The sequence below is a fragment of the Brevundimonas albigilva genome, from assembly GCF_023573565.1.
GTDB lineage: Bacteria > Pseudomonadota > Alphaproteobacteria > Caulobacterales > Caulobacteraceae > Brevundimonas > Brevundimonas albigilva.
Genome location: NZ_CP097649.1, coordinates 591780 through 615000, shown reverse-complemented (window position 1 = coordinate 615000; position 23221 = coordinate 591780). Strand labels below are relative to the sequence as shown.

Below are 23221 nucleotides of genomic sequence, written 5' to 3'. Positions count from 1 at the left end.
GCGTCCCGACGTTTCCGTCAAGCCCCTCGGCGGCCGCCCGTCCCGCAGGCGAGGCGCCGCTATACGCAGGCCCCTTGCGGGTCGCAAGCCGGTTATCGCCTCACCGCCAGACTATCCACAGGATGGCGCGCGTGACGTGACCCCCGTTTCTCATCCAGCCATAACGAGAGTCCTAGGTTGATCTGAGCTGTGATCGGCTGGGTTGGCAAGAGGCCGGTCAGCGCAGCCTCCAACCAGCGCAGCAGGCCGGCCGATGTGTCCGGTGAGCGCTTCTGCATAAGCCTGCGGCGTCAGCCACCCGAGCTTCGAGTGCGGACGCTGCTCGTTGTAATCGCGTCGCCACGCCTCCAGCACGGCGCGAGCGTGCGGCAGCGAGCGGAACAGCGTCTCGTTCAGCAGCTCGTCACGCAGCCGCCCGTTGAAGCTTTCGTTGAAGCCGTTCTGCTGGGGCTTGCCCGGCGCGATGTAGTGCCAGCCGACGCCGGTGTCGTCGGCCCAGGCCAGGACCGCGTTCGAGGTGTACTCCGTGCCGTTGTCGCTGACGATGGTGTCGGGCCGCCCTCGCTGCCGGATGACGGCGTCCAACTCCCGCACGACCCGCGCGCCCGACAGCGAGGTGTCGGCCACCAGCGCCAGGCACTCGCGCGTGCAGTTATCGATCACCGTCAGGATGCGGAAGCGCCGCCCGTCCGTCATCTGGTCTGCGACGAAGTCCAGCGACCAGCGCTGGTTGGGCGCCAGCGGCAGGTCCAGCGGTCGCCGCGGGCCCATCGCTCGCTTCCGGCCGCCGCGCCGGCGCACCGTCAGTTGCTCCTCGCGATAGATCCGCTGGACCCGCTTCCTGTTGACCGCATGGCCCTCGCGCCGCAGCAGCACGTGCAGGCGACGATAGCCGAACCGTCGACGGTCCTGGGCCAGGGCCTTCAGCCGGTCGCGCAGAGCGCCGTCGTCCGGGCGCGTCGCCTGATAGCGCACGCTCGTCCGATCGACGCCCAGCACACGGCACGCCCGCCTTTCGCTCATCTCGTAGGCGGCCTGCAGATGGCCAGCCGCCTCGCGATAGCCGGCGGGCGTCACCACTTTTTTCCCAGCAGGTCCTTCAGGGCCACGTTGTCCAGCATCGCGTCCGCCAGCATCCGCTTCAGCCGGGCGTTCTCATCCTCGAGCGCCTTGAGCCGCCGAGCCTCCGACACGTTGAGCCCGCCAAACTTGGCCTTCCATTTGTAAAAGGTCGCCGAGCTGACCCCGTGGCGTCGGCACACCTCCGCCGTCGCTACACCGGCCTCCTGCTCCCACAGGATCCCGATGATCTGCTCTTCCGTGAACCTCGATCGCTTCATTCTGTCCGTCCTTCGTTGGGCGGACTCTAGCTATTCCTGGAGGAGTTTCAGGGGGTCACGTCACGCGCCCTCGACCTAGAAGCGGCGGCCGAAACCGACGGAGACCACCCACGGGTCCAGGGCCACGTCGCTCCTGAGCGCGCCGTCGTTGATGGTCGCATCGGTGTCGAACCACACCTTCTTGACGTCGACGTTCAGGCTCCAAGGTCCCTGCACGCCGATGTCGGCGCCGGCCTGCAGCGCGTAGCCGAAGCCGTCGTCCAGATCGACGGTGAAGTCGTTCTTGTCCTTGCCGCTGTAGAACAGCATGTAGTTGACCCCCGCGCCGACATAGGGGCTGACGCGGCCGCTGCTGAGCGGGCGGTACTGCAGCGTGACGACGGGCGGCAGGACCCAGGTCTCGTGAACGGCGACGTCGGTGGTCCCGCCCTGAGCCCGGATTTCGTGCTGGGTCGTGCCCAGGATCGCCTCCACCGCGATGTGGTCGGTCAGGAAATAGGTGAAGCCCAGGGTCGGCATGACGCTGTCGCCCACGTCGACGTGCAGGCCGGTGTCGGCGCCGGCCGCAGTGACGACGGCGTCGTCGGCCTGGGAGAAGACGTCGGTGACGCGGCCGGTCACGATCCAGTCGCCCTTCCTAGGCGCGTCCCAGGCGGTCGTCTGCGCCAGGGCGGGGGCGGCGACGGCGGCGGCGGCCACGGCGGAGAGAATCAGGGTCTTGAGGTGCATCTGGTGAAATCCCCGACGCCGCCGGCCGCGTGATGCGGGCCGTTCCGGCGTCTTGACGGGGACGATGGTCCGCCCGGCGGCGCCCGACCTTGATTCAGCGCAAACCGCGGACGCCTTGGACAATCTGTCCGCTTCAGACGACCCGCGCGTGGCGCTGGTGGAAATCACGCGCGCCGGGGTCGAAGGCGGCGCAGACCGCCCGCACGAACGGCCGTCCCTGCGGCGTCACATCCACCCGCCCCGCCTCGACGTCCACCAGTCCATCGGCCTGGAACGCCGCCAGGCGCGGCCAGACCTCGCCCACGCCGGCCATGTCGCGGCTGTGACGGCGGGCGACGGCGGTCACATCGACGCGGAAGTCGCACATCAACCGCTCGATCAGCTCGGCGGTGAAGTGGTCCTGGGGGCTCAGCGCGACGCCGCGCGCGATGGGCAGCCGCCCCTGCCCCACCGCCGCGCGCCACTCGCGTTCCTGCGCCAGGTTCTGGACATAGCCTTGCGGCGTGCGGCTGATGGACGAGGCGCCCAGCCCGATCAGGACGGGGGCCTCGTCGGTCGTATAGCCCTGGAAGTTGCGACGCAGCCGGCCCGCCCTCTGGGCCGCGGCCAGGGAGTCGTGCGGCAGGGCGAAATGGTCCAGGCCGATCGCCCGCCAGCCCTTGCCGGTCAGATAACGGGCGGCCGCCTGGCTCTGGACGAACCGCGCCTGCGCGCCCGGCAGGTCCGCGTCGCGGATCAGCTTCTGATGCGGCTTCATCCACGGCACATGGGCGTAGCCGAACAGGGCGATGCGCTCGGGCTTCAGCGTCGTCACCTGGCCCAGGGTGGTGACGACATGCTCGACCGTCTGCAGCGGCAGGCCGTACATCAGGTCCAGGTTCACCGAGACCACGCCCTGGTCGCGCAGCGCTCCGGCCGCCCAACGGATGGTCTCGAACGATTCGGGCCGGTTCACCGCCGCCTGGACCTGCGGCGACAGGTCCTGCACCCCCAGGCTGGCGCGCGTCAGGCCGATGCGGCCGGCGGCGCGGACCCAGTCCTCGGTCAGGACCTCGGGGTCCAGTTCGGCGGCGATCTCGAAACAGTCGCTTAGATCGAACCGGGCGGCCAAGCCGGCGAACAGGCGCTCCAGCGCCTCGGGCGGCAGCATGTTGGGCGTGCCCCCGCCCAGGTGGATCGAGCCGACGCGCACGCGACGCCCCATCCTGGCCAGGACAAGATCCGCCTCGGCCAGCAGCAGGTCGATGTAGCTGTCCATCACCGCGACGCGGTTCATCGCCCGGGTGTTGCACCCGCAGTACCAGCACAGCCGCTTGCAGAACGGGATGTGCAGATAGAGCGAGATCGCCGGCTGGGTCGGCGCCGCCTCCAGCCAGTCGCCCCAGGTCGCGGCGTCGACGTCGGCGGTGAACTGCGCGGCCGTCGGATAGGAGGTGTATCGGGGCGCGTGGGCGTCGTAGCGGGCGATGAGGTCCGTCGCGTCGAGCGCGCGGTCCGGCGTGCGGACGAACATGGCTGCAGCCTTGAAGAGAGATGCGCCGCCTCCCAGCTTCCCGAGCAGAGGCGGAAAGACCGGAAGGGCGGCCGGGAGACGGCCCGCGCGCTAGAGCGGAACGTCGACCTCCTTGGAGGCGTCGGGCGTCGAAAGGCCCTCATCGCCTTCGTCGAACAGATGGAACTCGTGCCACAGGCCGTTCAGGACGCCGAAGGCGACGGCCAGTCCCAGGCCCAGGATCCAGGAGAAATACCACATGGGAAGAGGCTCCTAAGGCTTCAGTAAAGATCGGGGTTGGTCTTCAGGGCGCCGGTGGAGCTGCGGCCCCACAGAACCTTGTAGACCCACGCCGTGTAGAGAAGGACCAGCGGCAGGAAGACCACCGTGCACAGCAACATGATGAACAGGGTCAGGTGGCTGGACGAGGCGTTCCACACCGTCAGGCTGCTGACCGGATTGATCGAACTGGGCAGGATGAAGGGGAACATCGACAGGCCCACGGTCGAGATGATCCCCACCGTCGAGCCCGACGAGCCGCCGAAGGCCAGGGCCGCCGACCGCCGCCACAAGCCGACCAGGGCGACGGCCGCGCCGAGGAAACCCAGGGCCGGGGCGATCAGCATCCAGGGATAGCGGCCGTAGTTGTCCAGCCAGGCCCCCGGCGCCGCCTCCACCGTCGACCGCAGCGGGTTGGAGAAGCCGTTGACGTCGATGGGGCTGGTGATCCGGTAGCCCAGGCCGCCGTAGGCGACATAGAGGCCGCCGGCCGCGAACAGGACCAGGGCCGCGACGGCCGCGATGGTGCCGAAGCGGCGGGCGCGATCCAGCACCGGGCCTTCTTCCGCCTTGACGCTCAGCCAGGCCGCGCCGTGCAGCACCAGCATGGCGACCGACAGCAGGCCGGCCAGCAGGCTGAAGGGCGTGAACAGGCCGATCAGGTGGCCTTCGTAGAAGGAACGCAGGTCGCCATCCAGGCGGAAGGGCGCGCCCAGCAGGACGTTGCCGACCGCCACGCCGAAGACCAGCGCCGGCACGAAGCCGCCGATGAACAGGCCCCAGTCCCACAACGACCGCCAGGTCCGCGACGGACGCTTGGACCGATACTTGAACGAAACAGGCCGCAGGATCAGCGCCGACAGCACCAGGAACATGGCCAGGTAGAAGCCCGAGAAGCTGACCGCATAGACGAAGGGCCAGGCGGCGAAGATGGCGCCGCCGCCCAGGATGAACCAGACCTGGTTGCCTTCCCAGGTGGCGCCGACGGTGTTGATCACCATGCGGCGCTCTTCGTCCGTGCGGGCGACGAAGGGCAACAGGGCGCCGACGCCCAGGTCGAACCCGTCGGTCAGGGCGAAGGCGATTAGCAGCACCCCCAGGAGGCCCCACCAGATCAGGCGAAGCGTGGCGAAGTCGAGAGGAAGATCCATGGTCGGATGTCCGATCTAAGGGGTCAGGCGACGGCCGCGGCGGGCGCGCGCGCGCCAGCGGACGGGTCGGAGGGCGTGTCGGGGGCGGTCTCGAAGGTCTGCTGCTCGTGGAACGGCCCCTTCTTGATGGCGTGCAGCATCAGCCGCACCTCGACCACCGCCAGGGCGCCGTACAGCAGGGTGAACCCCACGATGGTGGCCCACAGCTGCGCCACGGTCAGGGACGATGCGCCCAGGAAGGTCGGCAGGACGCCTTCCACGGCCCAGGGCTGGCGACCGAACTCGGCCAGGATCCAGCCGAACTCGATGGCGATCCAGGGCAGCGGGATGGACAGGACGGCCAGGCGCAGGAACCAGCGCGTCTGGTGCTTGCGCAGGGTGCACAGCACGAAGGCGGTGGCGAACAGGGCGATCATGAACATCCCCACGCCCGCCATGATGCGGAAGCTCCAGAACAGGGCCGGCACGTTCGGCACCGTCTCCCAGGCGGTCTGCTGGATCAGCGCGGGCGAGGCCTGGCGCGGGTCGGCGACGTGGCGCTTGAGCAGCAGGCCGTAGCCCAGGTCGCGGCGATGGGTTTCGAACACGCCGCGCGCGACGGGATCGGCCGGATCGGCCTTGACCTTCTCCAGCGCGTCATAGGCGATGACGCCGGATTCGATGCGGTCCTCGGCCGTGGCCACCAGTTCGAAGATGCCTTCGACGGGCTTGTCGATGGTGCGGGTTGCGATCAGGCCCATCACCCAGGGCACATGGACGCCGAAGTGCGTCTCGCGGTCCTTCATCGAGGGAATGCCGATCAGCGTCAGGCCGGCCGGCGCGGGCTCGGTGCGCCACATGGCCTCCAGCGCCGCCAGCTTCATCTTCTGGTTATCGGTCAGCGCATAGCCCGACTGGTCGCCCAGCACGACGACCGACAGCGACGCCGCCAGACCGAAGGCCGAGGCCACCGTCATCGACCGCTTGGCGAAACCGACGTGCCTGCCGCGCAGCAGATAGAAGGCCGAGACGCCCAGCACGAAGACCGAGGCGCAGACATAGCCGGCGGACACGGTGTGGACGAACTTGGCCTGGGCCACCGGATTGAACAGCACGGCCATGAAGTCCGTGACCTCCATCCGCATGGTGTCGGGATTGAAGGCCGCGCCGACCGGATTCTGCATCCAGCCGTTGGCGATCAGGATCCACAGCGCCGACAGGTTGGTGCCCAGCGCCACCATGAAGGTGACGAACAGGTGGGCGTGCGGCTTCAGCTTGTCCCAGCCGAAGAACATCAAACCGACGAAGGTCGCCTCCAGGAAGAAGGCCATCAGCCCTTCGATCGCCAGCGGCGCGCCGAAGATGTCGCCGACGTAGTGGCTGTAATAGCTCCAGTTCATGCCGAACTGGAACTCCATCGTGATCCCGGTCGCGACGCCCAGCACGAAGTTGATGCCGAACAGCACGCCCCAGAAACGGGTGATCGTCCGCCAGATCGGGCGGCGGGTCATCACATAGATCGACTCCATGATGACCAGCATGAACGACAGCCCCAGCGTCAGGGGCACGAACAGGAAGTGGTAGAGGGCCGTCAGCGCGAACTGCAGCCGGGACAGGTCGACGACCGCTAGGTCGATCATGGCGATGCTCCAAGCCCGCCGGCCCCGACGACCGACGTTTCCGTTGCCGTACGGCGGTCACTATGCGCCCGCCTTGATCCTGATCAAAGCCGCAAACATCAACCGGCCGTAGTGGACCCTTCGCCCTTGGACATTCGGTCCGAGGGCGTAATGTCCGCTGGCGTCCGCGATGATCCGGCGCCGGAGTGTGTCGATGAGCCTTGCGCCCCCCGCCCCGTCCGCCACCACGCCCGCCGGATGGCTGAAAACCGTTGCGCGGCCTTGGCGGCGCCTGACCCTGCTGGCCAGCGCCCTGGTCGTCGCCGACACGGCGCCGGCCGCCGGCTTCGCCCTGGGCGTGGCGATGACCGTGGCGCGGATCGACCAGGGCGTGGCCGCCATCGCGCCCTGGCTGGCCCTGGCGGCCGCCAGCCTGCTGGCGCGCGGGCTGATCGGACAAGGCGCGACGTCGCTGGGCGCCCGGCTGGCCCGGGCCGTGAAGACGGATCGGCGCCGCCGGCTGCTGGCGGAGCTGTTCGCCGGCGGCGGCCGCTCGCCGGCGCATCTGACCGCGGTCGTGGAGGGGGTGGACGCCCTGGACGGCTACTTCGCCCGCTTCCTGCCGCTGCGGATCGGCGCGGCGGTGTCGCCCCTGCTGATCATAGCCCTGGCCGCGGTGGCCAGTCCGGTCTCGGCCGGCATCCTGCTGTTCACCCTCCTTCCCTTCATTCTCGGCATGGCCCTGGCGGGAACGGCGGCGGCGGGCGAGAGCCGTCGCCAGTTTCAGGCCCTGGAGCGGCTGTCGGGCCTGTTCGTCGATCGGGTCCGGGCCCTTCCCGCCATCCTGGCCTTCGACGCGGCGCCGAGGACCACGAGCGAGGTCGCATCGGCCTCCGACGAACTGGGCCGACGCACGGCCCGGGTCATGCGCATCGCCTTCGTCTCGTCCGGCGTGCTGGAGTTCTTTTCGGCCCTGTCCGTGGCGCTGATCGCCGTCTATTGCGGATTCAACCTGCTCAGGCTGTTGCCGTTTCCCGCGCCCGAGACGCTGGACCTGCCGCGCGCCTTCTTCGTGCTGGCCCTGGCGCCCGAGACGTATCAGCCCCTGCGTCGCCTGGCCGCCGCCTATCATGACCGGCAGGCCGCGGAAGCGGCGGCGCCCGCCCTCATGCGGCCTGAACCGCGGGCGACCGAACGCTACGTCCTGCCCGACACGGCGCCCTCGGTGCGCTTCCGCCAGGTCCGCATCGCCTACGACGGCGCGCCCCCCGTTCTCGACGGGTTCGACCTCGAGGTGCGGCCGGGACAGAGGGTGGCCCTGGTCGGAGCCAGCGGCACGGGAAAATCCAGCCTGCTGCATCTTCTGCTCGGCTTGGCGCCGCTGTCGGGCGGCGAGGTGGAGGTCGGCGATCTGCCGTTGAGCCTTACCGGCGGCTTCGCCGGACGAATCGCCTGGGCCAGCCAGAACCCCGTGGTCGTGCCGGGAACCCTGGCCGACAACATCCGCATCGCCGACCCCTCGGCCTGCCCAGGGCGCGTGCTGGCCGCCGCCGGCCAGGCGGGCCTATCCGGCGATCTGGACCGCCTGCTGGACGAGCGCGGCGGCGGACTGTCGGGCGGCGAACGGCGGCGCCTGGGACTGGCGCGCGCCTTCCTGAAACGCGCGCCCCTGCTGCTGCTGGACGAGCCCACCGCCAACCTGGATCCCGCGTCCGAAACCGCGATCCTGGAGATCGTGCGGCAGGCGGCTCAGGGCCGGACCACCCTGATCGCCACCCATTCCGCGGCGGTCGCGGCCCTGGCCGACCGCGTGGTGCGGCTGTGAGCCCCCCGTCAAGGATCGGCGCCCTGGTCGCCGCCCAGCGCCGGGCCGAGCGCCTTCGTCTGCGGATCGCGGCGGCGGCGGCGGCGGCGGTCACCGTCGCGGCCGTCGGCCTGCTGGGCTTGTCAGGCTGGTTCATCACCGGCGCCGCGCTGGCCGGCTTGGGCGGTCTGGCCGCCGTCCAGGCCTTCAACTATCTGATGCCCAGCGCCGTGATCCGCCTTCTGGCCATCCTGCGCACGGGCGCGCGCTATGCGGAGCGCGTGGCGGGGCACGAGGCCGCCCTGCGCGCCTTGGCTCGCCTGCGGCCCCAGTTGTTCGCCGCCCTGGCGTCCGGTTCCCCGGGGCGCGCCCTGGCGCTGTCGTCGGGCGAGGCGTCGGCCCGCCTGGTCCAGGACGTCAACGCCGTGCAGACGCTGTTCGTGAGGCTGTCCGCCCCGTGGGGCGCGCTGGCCGGGGCCGCCGCCGCCATCGGGCTGACGGCGCTGGCGAATGCGACGGCGGCCCTGCTGCTGGCGCTCTGCATGGGCGCCTCGGCGGCGGGGTCGCTTCTGCTGGCGCGGCGGCTCAGCGATCCCGCCGGTCGCGCCGCCCAGATCGCCGTCGGTTCTCTGAAAACGCGCCTGTCGGCCCTGGAATCGGCCGCCCCCGAACTGCGCGCCTACGGCCTCGAAACCTGGGCCGTGGAGGATTGCGCCGACCGTGCGCGCGATCTGGACCGGAGCCGGATCACGCTGACCCTGGCTGCAGGGTGGCTGACCGTTTGGCAGACCGCCGCCGCCGCCGGCGCGGTGGTGCTCGTGACCCTGGCGGTCGTTTCCGCGCCCGCGCCGCTGGCGGCCTTGGCGATCCTGGCCGCCCTGATGGGCATGGACTCCACCGCCGGCCTGGCGTCCGCCCTGCATCAGAACGGAGCCGCCGCCCAGGCGGCCGACCGTCTGGACGCGCTCGCCGCCTCGCCTTCGAAGACGGGGGCGGAACAGGCCGCGCCGTCTTCGGACACGGTGGCGCTGCTGGGCCGCAGCGTCTCGCCGCCCTTCCGCCTGGCGGTGGTCGGCGCCTCCGGCGTCGGCAAGACCACTGCGCTCGAACGCCTGATCGGTCTGCGCGACGCCCCGGCTGGACGGTTCAGTCTGGGAGGCGTCGATGCGGCCGATCTCGATCCGGCCCGCCGCCGCGCCCTTTTCGCCTACGCCGCCCAGGACGTGCGGCTGATGGACGCCAGCGTCCGGGATAATCTGGGCTTGGCGGGCGCGTTCGACGACGAAACTCTGTGGGAGGCGCTGGACGACGCCGACCTGGGCGACCGCTTTCGCCGCGACCCCAAGGGCCTGGACGCGCCCATAGGCCCCGACGGCGCGCGTCTGTCCGGCGGCGAGCGGCGGCGTCTCGCCCTGGCGCGGGCCTATCTGCGGAGCGCGCCCTGGCTGGTGCTGGACGAGCCGACCGAGGGCCTGGACGCCGCAACCGAGGCGCGGGTCCTGGCGGCGCTGGATCGACGGCTTTCGAGCCGCGGCCAGGGCCTGATCCTGGTCAGCCACCGTCTCGCGCCGACGGACCTGTGCGACGCCGTCGTGCGGCTTGCTGACGAACGGTCAGCCCTCGCCCTCGGCCAGGGCGGCCAACCGGTCGGGCTGTTCGATCCGCAGCTCGTGCAGTGAGACCAGACGGATCACGCCGGTCGTCTTCAGCCGGCTGAACACCCGGCTGACCGTCTCGATCGTCAATCCCAGATAGTCGGCGATCTCCGCGCGCGTCATCGGCAGGCGCACCAGTCCGTCGCTCGCGGGCCGGACCGGATCCTCGGGCAGGTTCAGCAGGAAGGACGCCACCCGCTCCAGCGCCGTCTTGCGACCCAGCAGCAGCATCTGGTTCTGCGCGGCCGCCAGTTCGTGGGTGGCCCGCTCCAGCAGGGCGGACTCCAGCGCCGGCGCCTGGCGGATCAGGGCGCGATAGTCGCTCTTGCGGAACCGGCACAGGGTCGCGTCCTCGATCGCCTCGGCCGAAAAGGCGTAGTCCTCGCCCGTGGCCAGGCCGACGAAATCCCCGGCGAACAGGAAGCCCGTGATCTGACGCCGACCATCCGGCAGCAGCTTGTACACCCGCACCGAACCCGAGGTGATGTTGAACACGTGCCCGGCCGGATCGCCCTGGCGGATCAGCCCCTCCCCCGCTTTCAGCGCGGTGTGTTCGGCGATGGAGTCCAGTTTCGCCAGGTCCTCGTCGCCCAGCCGGCCGCAGACGGAAAAGGCGCGCGCGCCGCAGCTGGTGCAGGCGGCGTCGCTTCTGCGCTGGGCGCAGGCGGCGGGAAGGGTGCGAAGTTCCAGCATCAGGGCTCTCTCGACCAACCTATGTCAGGAAGCCGGGCGCGCGCAAACGGGTTTGACGCAGGTCAAGGCCAGACTGGCGCCGGTCCGCTAGGCGTGGCGTCATGGCCCCTCGCATCCGCCGCCTCGAACCGGACGACGCCTTGCTGAGCTACGCCCTGGCCCGGCTGGCGACGCCGGACCTCGCCCTGTCCGACTGGGAGGCTCGGCTGGCCCAGGATGAAGGATGCGGCGGATTGTACGCCCTGTTCGAAGCTGACGCCCCCTGCGCGCTGCTCAGCTACAGTCGCGCCATCGCGCACGATGGGACCGACCTTTTCGTGGTCGACTGGATTGCGGCGTTCGATCTGCTGTCGCCCGATAGGGTCGCCGAAAGCCTGATCGGCGCCTTTCGCGAGCTCCATGCCTCGGGGCCGGCCCGTGTCGCCTGGTGCCCCAAGCCGCCCGCCTCGACCTTCGACCGGGCCGTGGCCCGCGCCGGGTCGCTGCATTCGGTGCTGTAGTCCCCTATTGGCCGCCGTCGTCCACCGGCTGGTGGGTGAACCCCTTGACCCCGCTCAAAGGCCGGGCGTCCCGTTCGATCTCGACGTCGCTCTCGGCGTAGGCGATCAACAGCCGGGCCAGGTCGACCAGAGCGCTTTCATGGATGCGCTCATAGCCGTGGCTGGCGTCGATGCCGAAGGTGACCAGCGCGGTCCGGATATCGGCCCCCGCCTCCAGCGCCGAGGCGGAATCGGAGCGGTAGTAGCGGAACACGTCCTTCTGGTGCGGAATCTCGTGATCGCGCGCCAGCTGCACCAGCTTTCGCGACAGGTGCCAGTCGAACGGCCCCGTCTGATCGGCCATGGCGATGGTGACGCCGAATTCGGACGAGTTCTGTCCGGGCGCCGTGGTGCCGTTATCGACCGTGACCATGGCGGCCACGTCGGGGATCAGCACGGAAGAGGCGCCCAGCCCGACCTCCTCGGCGATGGTGAACAGCCACCAGGTGTCGACCGTGGGCGTGCGCTCCTCGCGCACCATGCATTCCATCGCCGCCAGCATGGTCGCCACGCCCGCCTTGTCGTCCAGGTGGCGCGAGACGATGAAGCCGGTGTCCATGAACTCGGGCTGGGCGTCGATGGCGACGATGTCCCCGACGTCCACGCCAAGCGCCAGCGTGTCGTCGCGCCCGTGGGTCACGGCGTCGATCCGCAGTTCGACCTGGCGCCAGCTGACCGGTTGAGTGTCGACCTCCTCGTTGAAGGTGTGGCCCGACGCCTTCAGGGGCAGGATGGTGCCGCGCAACGGCTGCCCCTCGCAGAACAGGGTGCAGCGCGCGCCCTCGGCGAAGCGGGAGGACCAGTGACCGATCGGAACCAGCTCCAGCCGGCCGTTGTCCTTCACCGCCTTGACCTGGGCGCCCAGGGTGTCGACGTGGGCGACGATGGCGCGCGCCGGCTTGGACTCTCGTCCCGGCAAGCGGGCGCGGATCGCGCCGCGCCGCGTCAGCTCATAGTCCAGGCCCAGCCGGCCCAGCTCGCGGCACAGCTCCCACACCGCCTCGTCGGTGTAGCCGGTGGGGCTGGGCATGTTCAGCAACCGGGCCAGGCGGTCGGTCAGATAGTCCAGGTCGATGGCGGGGCGGGACACGGGCGCTCCTTGAGCTTCAGGGAGGTCTTCGGATCAGGCGTCGATTTCAGACGTCTGGACGGGCGGCGATGCGCGCCGCCGCCGGGGCCGACAGCGGAAACAGCAGGTCGATGAAACGCTCGGCCGTGGGCTGCGGTTCGTGATTGGCCAGGCCAGGACGCTCGTTCGCCTCGATGAAGGCGTAGTCGGCCTCGCGCGGCGACTTCACCATCAGGTCGATGCCGGTGACCGGAATATCGATGGCGCGCGCGGCGGCGACGGCGGCGCGGATCAGGGCGGGGTGCACCTCTTCGGTCACGTCGTGGATGGTGCCGCCCAGGTGCAGGTTGGCGGCCTTGCGGACCAGGATTTCCTCGCCGTCCCGCGCGACGTCGTCCAGGCGGTAGCCAGCCTCCGCCAGGGTCCGCTCGGTCTCGGCGTCGATGGGAATGGTCGATTCCCCACCGGTGGCCGCGGCGCGGCGACGGCTCTGGTGCTCGATCAGGGCGCGCAGGGTCGAGCGGCCGTCGCCGATGACGCGCGGCGGACGGCGCAGGGCGCAGGCGACGACCTTGTAGTCGATGACCACCAGCCGCAGGTCCTCGCCCTGCACCTGCTCCTCGATCAGCACCTCGGAACAGAGGCGGCGCGCGCGGGTCAGGGCCGTCTGCACCTCGTTCATGGTGGTCAGGCCGACGGCGACGCCCTGTCCCTGCTCGCCCCTGGCCGGCTTGACGACAAGGCTGCCGTATTTCTCCAGCGCCGCATCGATGGCCGACGGGTTCTCGGGATCGATCCTTTCGGGCACGCGTACGCCGGCGGCCTCGACGATGCGCCGGGTCATCCGCTTGTCGTCGCAGATGCTCAGCGCCACGGCCGAGGTCAGTTCCGACAGGCTCTCGCGGCAGCGCACCGACCGCCCGCCCCAGCTGAGGCGGAACAGCCCGCCCTCGCCGTCGATGATCTCGGCGTGAATGCCCCGCCGACGCGCCTCGTCCACGATGATCCGGGCGTAGGGGTTCAGGTCCTGGTCGTCGCTGGGCCCGACGAACAGGGCCTCGTTGATCGGATTCTTGCGCTTGACCCCGAAGAAGTGGACGCGGCGAAAACCCAGCTTTTCGTAGAGGGCGATGGCCTGGTCGTTGTCGTGCATGACCGACAGGTCCATGTAGGCCAGACCCTGCGTCTTGAAGTGTTCGGCCAGCCGGCGGACCAGGGCCTCGCCGACGCCGGGCTGGGTCGCCTGGGGGTCGACCGCCAGGCACCACAGGGACGAGCCGCACTCCGGATCGTCGAAGGCGCGGACATGGTTCACGCCCGTCACCGTGCCGATCACCGCGCCGGTCGCCGTGTCCTCCGCCACGAAATAGGTGATCGTCCGGTCGTCTCGCCGCGACCAGAAGAAGGCGGGCGGCACCTGCACCATCTTGCGCTTGGCGTAGATGTCGTTGACCGCCTGGGCGTCCATCTCGGACGTCAGGCGGCGCACGGTGAAGCCGCGCGGCTGCCGGCGGCTGGCGCGATAGGTGGCCAGGTCCAGCCGATAGGTGTGCGACGGATCCAGGAACACCTCCTGCGGCGCCGAGGCCAGCAGGACGTGCGGGTTGCGAACATAGAAGGCGATGTCGCGCCGGTCCGGCCCCTCGGCCCGCAACGCCTCGACCAGCGGCTCGGCCGTCTCGAAGGTCTGGGCGAACAGCAGCCGGCCCCAGCCGCAGTCCAGCACGGCGTTGGGGGCCGGCCCCTCGCCCGCCTGCACCGGCGGCTTCAGCCCCTCGTGGCGCAACCGCTTCAGCCGGTGCGCCTTGGGGCGCGCGGGGCGGACGTCAGACGCCATGCTGCTGCATCCACATCTCGAGCACGGCGACCTGCCACAGTTCCGATCCGCGCAACGGAGTGATGTGCTCGGTCGGATTGGCGAACAGCCTGTCCAGATAGGCCGTGTCGAACAGCCCCCGGTCGCGCGCCGCCTGATTGGTCAGCGTCTCGCGCACCATGTCCAGATACGGGCCCTGGATGTATTTCAGCGCCGGCACCGGGAAATAGCCCTTCTTGCGGTCGATGACCTCGGATGGGATCACCAGTCGCGCGGCTTCCTTCAGCACGCCCTTGCCGCCCTGGGCCAGCTTGTGCTCGGGCGGAATGCGGCCGGCCAGTTCGACCAGTTCGTGGTCCAGGAAGGGCACGCGCGCCTCCAGGCCCCAGGCCATGGTCATGTTGTCGACCCGCTTCACCGGGTCGTCGACCAGCATCACCTGGCTGTCCAGGCGCAGGGCCTGATCGACCGGCGTGGCGGCGCGCCTTGCGCGAAATGGGCCTCGACCAGGGCGCGGCTGACGTCGGTGTCGGCCATATAGGCGCCGTTCAGCTGCGTCTTCAGCGTCGCGTGGCTGCGGTCGAAGAAGGCCTTGGCGTAGGTCTCGACCGGATCGGTCGCGTCCAGCATCGGCGGGTACCAGTGATAGCCGGCGAACACCTCGTCCGCGCCTTGGCCCGACTGCACCACCTTGATGTGTTTAGAGACCTCCTGGCTCAGCAGGTAGAAGCCGACGTTGTCGTAACTGACCATCGGCTCCGACATCGCGCCGATGGTGCCCGGCAGCGCCTCCATCAGCCGCTGGTGCGGCACGAAGATCTGGTGGTGCTTGGTGCCATAGTGTTTGGCGATCAGGTCGGAATAGACGAACTCGTCGCCCTTCTCGCCGTTCGCTTCCTCGAAACCGACCGAGAAGGTCATCAGGTCCTTCTGGCCCAGTTCCGCCAGCAGGCCGACGATCAGGCTGGAATCCACCCCGCCCGACAGCAGCACGCCGACCGGCACGTCGGCGACCATGCGCCGCTTCACGGCCTCGCGCAGACCGTCCAGCACCCGGTCGCGCCAGTCCTCGGCGCTCAGCGACGCGTCCTCGGCGTGGCGGGTCATGTCCGGCTGCCAGTACAGGGTGTCCCTGGCCGTCCCGTCCGCTTCGATCACGCGGATCGTCGCCGGCGGAAACTTCTTCACGCCCTTCAGTATGGTGTGCGGCGGCGGCACGACGGCGTGAAAGGTCATGTAGTGGTGCAGGCCGACCGGATCGATCGTCTTGTCCACGTCGCCCGCCGCCAGCAGCGCCGGCAGGGTCGAGGCGAAGCGCAGGCGCTTGCCCTGTTCGGCCAGATACAGCGGCTTGATGCCGAACCGGTCGCGCGCGATCACCGTGCGGCCGGTGTCGCGTTCGTGCAGGACGAAGGCGAACATGCCCTTGAACCGCTCGACGCAGGCCTCGCCCCAGGCCTTCCAGGCCTTGATGATGACCTCGGTGTCGCCGTGCGAGAAGAAGCGGAAGCCCATCCCCTGCAGTTCTTCGCGCAGTTCGGGATAGTTGTAGATGCAGCCGTTGAACGCCAGCGTCACGCCCAGGTCGGCGTCGACCATCGGCTGCTGCGCGGCCTCCGACAGGTCGATGATCTTCAGCCGGCGATGGCCCAGCCCCACCGGGCCGCGCATGACGATGCCGGACCCATCCGGTCCACGGGGCGAGAGCGCATCGGTCATCCGCTGCACGGCGCCGGCGTCGGCCGGCCGTCCGTCGAAATTGATCTCGCCGCTAAGACCGCACATGGGCCCTCCTTGAATTGTGGATGCAGCGCGTACAAATGGTTAGTGCACGAAAGAGTTCAACCCGATGGACGCATTTTCTCCGCAATCCGACGCCGATCCCACCGACTCCCTGGTCCGGTCGGTGCGCCGCATCGCCCAGGCGATCGATGTCCGGTCGCGCGAGATCGCCCGCGTCACCGGTCTGACCCTGCCGCAGCTGCTGGTGCTCCAGGCCGCCCGCGCCCTGGGCCAGGTCAGCACCAGCGCCCTGTCGCGCGAGGCGTCCATGTCGCCGCCGACCGTGGTGGCCATCCTTGACCGGCTGGAGGCCCGCGGCCTTGTGGAGCGCTATCGCTCCACCTCGGACCGCCGGATCGTCCATGTGCGTCTGACCGATGCGGGCCAGTCGGCGCTGTCGACCGCGCCCGGCCTGTTGCGCCCTGACGCCCTGGCCCGCTTGGACGCCTGGCCGAAAGAACGACGCGAGGCGATGGCCCAGGCCCTGGCGCTGGCCTCCGACCTGATCGCGCCGCCGCCCGAACGAACGGACGACGACCTCGCCTGACCTCACCCGGCGTCGGCAAGGCGGTGATGGCGGCGCGGGATGATCCGCTGACCCAATTGGGAAGGGCGGCCGAGGTTGCGCTTCGCCCCGGCGACGGCCTCGGCGGCGGCTTGAGGCCGGTCCCTATTCCCCGGTCGGGCAGACGGCGTCGCCCTCGTTGGGGGTCAGTCGGATGGTTTCGACGGTGACGGCGAAGGGGGCGTCGGTTCTGAGGCCCCAGGGCTGATCGACGGCGGCGATGTCGGCGCCGTGGTCGGCCAAGCAGGACAGGCGCACCTTCAGCGTCGCCCATTCGCCGACGGGCCGGGCGGTCAGCAGGCGGGTGACGTCCACCGATCCCGCGCCCAGCGTCAGCCGCACCGGCCCCTGCGGCGCGGCGTCCACGCGATAGCGGAAGCTGATCGCCATCTCGCCGTTCGACTGGCGCGTCAGGTCCACCGCCCCGCCGCTGACCAGGGCGTCGCCCCCGCCCGCCGCAAAGATCAGCGACCGCGCCGATTCCTGGGTCGATCCGTCCGCCGGACGCGCCGCGACCCCGCCGCGCGGGCTGGCGCCGGACGTCTCCATGCCCAGCCGCCGTTCGCCGCCCGCGTCGCGCAACGCCAGGCCCCACGGAGAGACGAACCGGCCGTCCACGAAGTAGCGGTCGATGCTGCCCGTCGCGCCCTGGACCCCGCTCTCTTCCGACAGCGTCCCGACCCGTCCCGGCCGGGCGTAGCTCAGGCCGTAGCCATAGGCGAACTGGGGATCATAGCCCGGCTGGCCCACGTTCAGCGGTTCGCCCCTGGCGTCCCTGGGCCAGCTGAACGACAGCTTGCCGTGGAAGTCGTGGCGCGCCTTGCCCGCCGCATCGCCGATCAGGACATCGGCGACGCCGCCGCCCTCGGTGCCCGGCAGCCAGGCGGCGACGAAGGCGTCCGAGGCGTTGATCTCCGGATTGGTCCACATCGGTCGGCCCGACAGGAAGACCGAGACGGTGGGGATCCCCGCCGCCTTCAGCCGCCTCAGCGTCTCCAGCGGTTCGCTCGGCAGGAAGTCCAGCGTGTCCACGTCGCCCTGGAACTCGGCATAGGGCGTCTCGCCGAACACGACGATGGCGACGTCGGGCTTCTGGCTGTAGGCGCCGTCGGCGCTCAGCGTCGCCGCGCCGCCGCCGGCCCTCACCGCCTCCTCGACGCCGCTCCAGATCGACTGGCCGTTGGGGAAGTCGGCGTTGCTGTTGCCCGTCCCCTGCCACGTCAGCGTCCAGCCGCCCGAGGCCTGGCCGATGTCGTCGGCGGCCGTTCCGGCCACCAGCACCCGCGCGTTCGACCGGATCGGCAGCACCCCCTCGTTCTTCAGCAGCACCAGCGACTTGCGCACCGCCTCGCGCGCCAGGGCCCGGTGCGCCGGCGAGCCCAGCTCCTCCAGACGCCCCTCGACCGGCCGGGCGTCCTGGAACAGGCCGGTCTTGACCTTGACCCGCAGGATGCGGCGCACCGCCTCGTCCAGACGCGCCATCGGGATCTCGCCCGAACGCGCCTGGGCCAGGGTGTTCTCGTAGAGCGGCTTCCAGCTGTCGGGCGCCATGAACATGTCGATGCCGGCGTTGAAGGCCAGGGCGCAGCTCTCGTTGGAACAGCCCGGCAGCTGGCCGTGGGCGTTCCAGTCCGACACCACGAAGCCGTCGAAGCCCAGCGGCCCGCGCAGCACGTCCGTCAGGATGGTCTCGTTGCCCGAATGCTTGACCCCGTTCCAGCTGGAGAAGCTGGCCATGATCGACAGCACGCCCGCGTCGATCGCCTGCGGATAGCCCGACAGGTGCACGTCGATCAGTTCGCGCTCGGTCCCGGCGAAGTCGCCCTGGTCCTTGCCGCCCGTGGTGCCGCCGTCGGCCAGGAAGTGCTTGGCCGACCCGGCGATGTGGCCGGACGCCAGCGGATGATCGGCGGACAACTCGCCCTGCAGCCCCAGGGTCATCGGCCCGGCGTAGCTGCGGGCCACTTCGGGGTTCTCGGCATAGCCTTCGTAGGCGCGGCCCCAGCGGTCGTCCTGCGGCACGGCCAGGGTCGGGCCGAAGGTCCAGTCGGCGCCGGTGACGGCCACCTCCAGCGCGGTCGCCTCGCCGATGCGGCGGATGACGTCGGGGTCGCGCATCGCGCCCAGGCCGCTGTTATGCGGGAAGATGGTCGCGCCGACGATGTTGTTGTGACCGTGCACCGCGTCGATGCCGTAGATCAGCGGGATCTTCGCCCCCGCCCGCCGGGCCGCCGCGGCCCGGAAGGCCTGGGCCAGTTCGACCCATTTCCGCGCCGAGGCGCGCTCGTCTCCGCCCGGCGAGGAGTTGCCGCCCGCCAGGATCGAGCCCAGCGGATAGGTCAGCAGGTCCTCCGGCGTGATCGAGGCGATGTCGGCCTGGATCGTCTGGCCGACCTTCTCCTCCAGCGTCATCCTGCTCATCAGTTCGGTGACGAAGGCCTCGGTCGCCGCATCGCTCATCGCCGCCGGAGACGCGGCATGCGGCCAAGCCGCAGGATGCGCCCGCCCCGCCTCCGTCACGATCGAAGACGAGGGCGACACCGCGGAAACGGGGGCCTGATGAACACGAACGGCGGAGGGCGGCGTCGCCGCGCAGCCTGTCACGGAAACCGCCAAGGCGAGGGCGATCAGGGAAACGGCGTTGCGCATGGCGGCCCCACAAGGATCGCGGACGGCCGCGAACATGGGTGTTCGCCCCGCCGCAGGAATGATCGGTCGGACGTTCCTCAGTGCGTCATGAAAACGCCCCGGCCCCGACCTCGCGCGAGAGGGGATGAAACGTCAAGGGCGCTTCCTCGGCTCTTCGGCCGTCTGAAGCGCAACCGTAACCTTGCTGACAGCGCTGTCAACTCCGCGATCGTCGCGGGGTCAAAGCGGCCGCGGAATCGCGCACCATCAGTTCGTAGGGCGCCAGCAGGCAACCGCCTGACGGCGGGGCCGCCGCCGCCTCCGCCTCGGTCAGCAGGCCGGGGACAAGATGGCGGGCGGCCAGGGCGGCCATTTCGGCGACCGGCTGGCGGATCGTCGTCAGGGCGGGCGTGGCGAACATGGCCCCGGGCGTGTCGTCGAAACCCGCCACCGAAAGATCCTGCGGCGTGCGCAGTCCCCGCGCCGCCGCGCCCTGCAACACCCCCAGCGCGGTGTCGTCGTTGCTGGCGAACACCGCCGTCAGTCGCGTCCTTCGGTCGATGAAACCCGCGATCGCCGCGACCCCCGACTGGAAGGTGAAGTCGCCCTGCGCGACGAAATCCTCGGGCGTCTCCAGCCCGTGCTCCGCCATCGCCGCGCGGTATCCCTCCAGCCGCCGTCGGCTGGCCGCATAGGCGGCCGGTCCGGTGACGAAGCCGATGCGCCGATGGCCTTGTTCGATCAGATAGGCGGTCATGTCATAGGCCGCGCGCCGCTCGTCCATGGCGACGCAGACGCCGCGATGCAGGTCGCGTTCCGGCCCGATCCGCGCATAGGCGATCCCCGCCTCGTCCAGGGCATCCAGCACCACCGCATTGTCCGAGTTCGGCGGGGTCAGGATCACCCCCCGCGGGCGGATCGACGCCAGCAGGGCGGACAGGTCGCGCTTCAGACCAGGCGAGGCGTGGTCGACCAGTTCCACCATCAGGTGATGGTCCGCGCGGCGCACCTCCATCAGCGCGCCCATCTCCAGCCGGCTCAGATAGTCGTTGCCGCGACCGCTGCGCCAGTGCTCGATCGTCAGTTCGGCGTCGACCAGGGCGGCGATGATGGAGGATGCGGCGCCGGCCAGCGCCCGCGCCGAGATGCTGCGGCGATAGCCCAGGGCCTCGACCGCCGCCATCACCCGTTCGCGCAAGGCGGCGCTGACATTGGCCTCGCCGTTCAGCACCCGGGACACGGACTTGATCGAGGCGCCGGCGGCGGCGGCGACATCATAGATCGTTGCGCTCGACATCCGCGGCTCCCCAGTCCCTTCGTCCTAGTCCGCCCCGCCTCGGGTCCGCAACCTCAGGCCTCGCCCCCCGACGGCTTCATCGCCTTCAGCCCCGCGAGCAGCAGCGCCGCCGATCCGAAGCACAGGGCCGCTACCCCGAACAGCGGGCGGATGCCGCCGTCATGAGACTGCAGCCAGACCGCGATCAGCGGCGCGATGGCCTGGGGCAGCGCCGCCGCCAGATTGATCAGGCCCATGTCCTTGCCCCGATCCTCCTCGGTCGGCAGGACGTCGGCCATCAGCCCCATCTCGACCGACCCATAGGCGCCCTGCCCCAGGCCGTAGATGACGAAGGCGCCCACCACCGGCGCCCAGTCCTGGGACGCCGCGACCGCCGCCGACGCGCCGCACAGCAGAACCGCGCCGCACAGGGCGACCGGCTTCCTGGACCGTATCCGACGCCCGGCGAACGCGACGGTCATGGCCACCGCGAACACCCCCGCCAACGCCACCGCGGTCAGGATCGAATGCGACACCTCCGGCGTGCGGCCCGCCGACGAAAAGGCCTCCACGATGAAATAGAGCAGATAGGCTCCGACCAGCGCATAGCCTGTCGACAGCAGCAACCGCCCGCTCCAGACCAGGACGAAGTTTCGCGACCGGAAGGGCCTCAGCAGGGCCCACGGCGCCGGGGACGCGGGCGCGGGGCGGCGCATGGCGACAGGCGACGCCGGCTCCGCGAACAGCAGCACGAAGCTCCAGGTGGTCGTCAGGATCACCAGCGCCAGCAGCACCAGCCGTCCCGCCTCCCCTTGCGGTCCCAGGGCCATCAGGCCGGACCCCAGCGCCACCGCCAGCGGATAGCAGACCCCCAGGATCGCCGACATCGTGGTGCGCCGCGCCAGGCTGACGCGCTCGGCGAACAGCGCCAGAAGCGGCGCCATCAGCACGTTGAACGCGGCCTGGAACCCCACCACGGCCCAGGTCAGTTGCAGCGGCGTCTGGGATCGCCAAATTCCGACATAGGCCAGGACGATCAGCACGCCCCCCGCCGCGATCCACGGCCGACGTCGACCGAAACGCGAGCGCGTCCGGTCGCTCAGCGCGCCGACGACGACGTTGGAGATCGCCGCCGTGACCGCGCCCCAGAACATCGCCTGGCTGAGCACGCGCGTCTTGTCGGCGGGATCGATCGCATCGGCATGAAGGGGCGTCACGATCTGCAGGATCGGCGTCAGAGCGACGAAGGCCGAAACGAACACCAGGACGTAGGCTGCAAGGAAGAGCGTCTCCCCTGCGCCTGATCCGGGCTCCCGCCCGCCCACGCTCATCGTCCGCCTCCCGACACCCGCCCACAATGGCCGATCCCGCGCCCCCCGAACAGAGGGGACGACGCGACGCGCCCTCATGGCGCTTCCGCCGCCCGCACCGCGCCGCCGCTTGGTCGATCGTCGCCTTGCGTGTCTTGCTGGTGGCGAACCGAGGGCGCTCGTCCGGGTCCTCAGTCCGCCCGATCGGCGTCGGACGTCCAGCCCCAGGCGCCCATCATCACATCGAACAGATGGGTATTGGGGAAGTAGCCGCGCACCCGATCGGCGCCTGGCCCGATGGCCAGGGCCGGGACTTCCTCGGCCGTATGCGTGCGATTGACCAGGACGTTCTTCAGGCGAACGACCTCATCATCGGCCTGCGACGCCTTCCAGGCGTCATAGCCTTCCAGCACGTCCTGGCCGCGCGTCCCGCCATCGACCTGAAGGCCGAAGGAGTGGTCGGCGGTGAACAGCATCAGCGTATCGCCAAGATCGACGCGGCCCTGGATCTCGGCGATCAGCCGGTCCAGGTCGGCGATGTTGCGCAGCCCCTGGCGCGGATCGTCGGTATGGGCGTCCCATTCGATCACCAGCAGATAGCCCTTGGGCGACCCCTGCAGCAGATCGAGGGCCTTCAGGGCGGCGGCGCGGACGTCGATCTGGTCGGCGACCACCACGGGACGCGGATTGGCGGCCGGAACCTGGTCGAGCGCGGCGTAGATGGGGCGGCGGTGGGTCCGGCTCAACGCCTCGAAGCTCGCGCCCCTCGCCGCCATCTGTTCGCCGATCTGGCGACGCCCGGCGCCGATCAGCACGTCGACCCCGTCGCCGAACCGTGGCGAAAAGGCCTGAGGGAAGATCTCGCCCCATCGGCCGCGATCGTTGGCGTGCGCATAGGTCGCCGCCGGGGTGGCGTCCGTGATCGGCATGTTGGTCACGACGCCCGTGAGAAGGCCATGCTCCTCGGCGTATTCGAGCAGCGTCTTGGTCGGGGTTCCGTCCCGCTGGCCGCGCACGGCGTCCGGCGACTGGCTGATCACCCCGTTCCTCGTCTTCACCCCGGTGACGATCGCCGACATGCCGTTGGCAGAATCCGAGACGAAGTCGTCGACCGGCGAGGTCTCGCTGAGCCCGAGGTTCGGCCACTGCTGGATGTGCAGCCTCAGCGGCTCGCCATAGGCGGCCAGGCTGGCGGCGTTGATGGACGCCACGCCGCCGGCGTCCGCCAGGAACAGGATGACGTTGCGGGCCCTGCCCTGCGTCGCTTCAGCCGACGCTGCGACGGCGGCGGCCGAGGCGACGCCGGCCGCGTCAGGCCGCGTCTGGGCTTGGACCGGAGAGAGGAACACGCCGGCGGACACCGTGATCGCCAGGGCGAGAGACGACATCAGAAGGCGGGGGGCGGCTGGCGTCATCGACGTCGTTCCTGTTCAGCATCACCATGTCCGAGGCGGTCGCGGATGATGACCGACACGGCGCCCTGCCTTACCGAACG

19 protein-coding genes are annotated in these 23221 nt (G+C 70.1%); 4 read left to right on the top strand and 15 right to left on the bottom strand.

What is annotated here, in order from left to right; translation table 11 throughout:
* Positions 1–150: 150 nt before the first annotated feature.
* The 6 genes from M8231_RS03070 to M8231_RS03045 all read right to left on the bottom strand — a co-directional run bounded on the left by M8231_RS03070 (position 151) and on the right by M8231_RS03045 (position 6607).
* A protein-coding gene (locus M8231_RS03070) for an IS3 family transposase (RefSeq protein WP_250201334.1) occupies positions 151–1340 on the bottom strand; the annotation gives its coding sequence in 2 pieces (ribosomal slippage) (positions 151–1088 and positions 1088–1340; 1191 coding nt in all).
* Positions 1341–1415: 75 nt separating this feature from the next.
* On the bottom strand, positions 1416–2069 hold the full coding sequence (locus tag M8231_RS03065; RefSeq protein WP_249751225.1) for an OmpW/AlkL family protein: 654 nt from the start codon (positions 2067–2069) through the stop codon (positions 1416–1418).
* Positions 2070–2202: 133 nt separating this feature from the next.
* The gene (gene hemN, locus M8231_RS03060) at positions 2203–3582 is read right to left on the bottom strand and encodes an oxygen-independent coproporphyrinogen III oxidase (protein ID WP_250202231.1); all 1380 of its coding nucleotides are present in this window, start codon (positions 3580–3582) and stop codon (positions 2203–2205) included.
* 90 nt (positions 3583–3672) lie between these two features.
* Positions 3673–3822, bottom strand: a complete 150-nt coding sequence (cydX, locus tag M8231_RS03055) for a cytochrome bd-I oxidase subunit CydX (RefSeq protein ID WP_249751227.1) — start codon at positions 3820–3822, stop codon at positions 3673–3675.
* 20 nt (positions 3823–3842) lie between these two features.
* Entirely contained in the window at positions 3843–4991 is a 1149-nt protein-coding gene (gene cydB / locus M8231_RS03050; protein ID WP_249751228.1) for a cytochrome d ubiquinol oxidase subunit II, read from the bottom strand.
* Positions 4992–5014: 23 nt separating this feature from the next.
* Complete coding sequence (locus tag M8231_RS03045) at positions 5015–6607, bottom strand: cytochrome ubiquinol oxidase subunit I (protein ID WP_249751860.1); 1593 nt, start codon at positions 6605–6607, stop codon at positions 5015–5017.
* A 196-nt stretch (positions 6608–6803) separates the two neighbouring features.
* On the opposite strand from M8231_RS03045, the gene cydD reads away from it, so the two are divergent.
* Together cydD and M8231_RS03035 are read left to right on the top strand one after the other, a co-directional pair.
* The gene (cydD, locus tag M8231_RS03040; protein ID WP_250202230.1) at positions 6804–8414 is read left to right on the top strand and encodes a thiol reductant ABC exporter subunit CydD; all 1611 of its coding nucleotides are present in this window, start codon (positions 6804–6806) and stop codon (positions 8412–8414) included.
* Complete coding sequence (locus M8231_RS03035; protein WP_250202229.1) at positions 8411–10072, top strand: ATP-binding cassette domain-containing protein; 1662 nt, start codon at positions 8411–8413, stop codon at positions 10070–10072. Before cydD ends, M8231_RS03035 begins: the two co-directional genes overlap by 4 nt.
* Here the strand turns inward: M8231_RS03035 and M8231_RS03030 are convergent.
* Entirely contained in the window at positions 10007–10741 is a 735-nt protein-coding gene (locus M8231_RS03030; protein ID WP_250202228.1) for a cyclic nucleotide-binding domain-containing protein, read from the bottom strand. The genes M8231_RS03035 and M8231_RS03030 overlap by 66 nt on opposite strands.
* 101 nt (positions 10742–10842) lie before the next feature.
* Here M8231_RS03030 and M8231_RS03025 point away from each other — a divergent pair, with 101 nt between their 5' ends.
* Positions 10843–11241 (top strand): hypothetical protein, encoded by a 399-nt coding sequence (locus tag M8231_RS03025; protein WP_249751233.1) that lies wholly within the window; start codon positions 10843–10845, stop codon positions 11239–11241.
* 4 nt (positions 11242–11245) lie between these two features.
* Here M8231_RS03025 and M8231_RS03020 read toward each other — a convergent pair whose 3' ends face one another.
* The 4 genes from M8231_RS03020 to M8231_RS03005 are packed head-to-tail and all read right to left on the bottom strand — an operon-like array spanning position 11246 to position 15950.
* Positions 11246–12370 carry an osmoprotectant NAGGN system M42 family peptidase gene (locus M8231_RS03020; protein WP_249751234.1) on the bottom strand — a complete coding sequence of 375 codons (1125 nt, stop codon included), beginning with the start codon at positions 12368–12370 and terminating at the stop codon, positions 11246–11248.
* A 46-nt stretch (positions 12371–12416) separates the two neighbouring features.
* Positions 12417–14186, bottom strand: coding sequence for an N-acetylglutaminylglutamine synthetase (gene ngg, locus M8231_RS03015; RefSeq protein ID WP_249751235.1), 1770 nt, complete (start codon positions 14184–14186; stop codon positions 12417–12419).
* A complete protein-coding gene (locus M8231_RS03010) occupies positions 14176–14604 on the bottom strand; it encodes an asparagine synthase-related protein (protein ID WP_250202227.1) in 429 nt (142 codons plus the stop codon). Before M8231_RS03010 ends, ngg begins: the two co-directional genes overlap by 11 nt.
* Positions 14601–15950 (bottom strand): N-acetylglutaminylglutamine amidotransferase, encoded by a 1350-nt coding sequence (locus tag M8231_RS03005; protein ID WP_250202226.1) that lies wholly within the window; start codon positions 15948–15950, stop codon positions 14601–14603. The genes M8231_RS03010 and M8231_RS03005 overlap by 4 nt, the downstream gene beginning before the upstream one ends.
* A 64-nt stretch (positions 15951–16014) precedes the next feature.
* Between M8231_RS03005 and M8231_RS03000 the strand changes: the two genes are divergently transcribed.
* A complete protein-coding gene (locus tag M8231_RS03000) occupies positions 16015–16494 on the top strand; it encodes a MarR family winged helix-turn-helix transcriptional regulator (RefSeq protein ID WP_250202225.1) in 480 nt (159 codons plus the stop codon).
* Between the two features lie 123 nt (positions 16495–16617).
* Here M8231_RS03000 and M8231_RS02995 read toward each other — a convergent pair whose 3' ends face one another.
* The 4 genes from M8231_RS02995 to M8231_RS02980 form a co-directional block, all read right to left on the bottom strand.
* A complete protein-coding gene (locus tag M8231_RS02995) occupies positions 16618–19161 on the bottom strand; it encodes a glycoside hydrolase family 3 protein (RefSeq protein WP_249751862.1) in 2544 nt (847 codons plus the stop codon).
* Between the two features lie 196 nt (positions 19162–19357).
* Entirely contained in the window at positions 19358–20437 is a 1080-nt protein-coding gene (locus tag M8231_RS02990) for a LacI family DNA-binding transcriptional regulator (RefSeq protein WP_249751237.1), read from the bottom strand.
* A gap of 53 nt (positions 20438–20490) precedes the next feature.
* On the bottom strand, positions 20491–21747 hold the full coding sequence (locus M8231_RS02985; RefSeq protein WP_250202224.1) for an MFS transporter: 1257 nt from the start codon (positions 21745–21747) through the stop codon (positions 20491–20493).
* 170 nt (positions 21748–21917) lie between these two features.
* Positions 21918–23141, bottom strand: coding sequence for an alkaline phosphatase (locus M8231_RS02980; protein ID WP_250202223.1), 1224 nt, complete (start codon positions 23139–23141; stop codon positions 21918–21920).
* Positions 23142–23221: the final 80 nt, after the last annotated feature.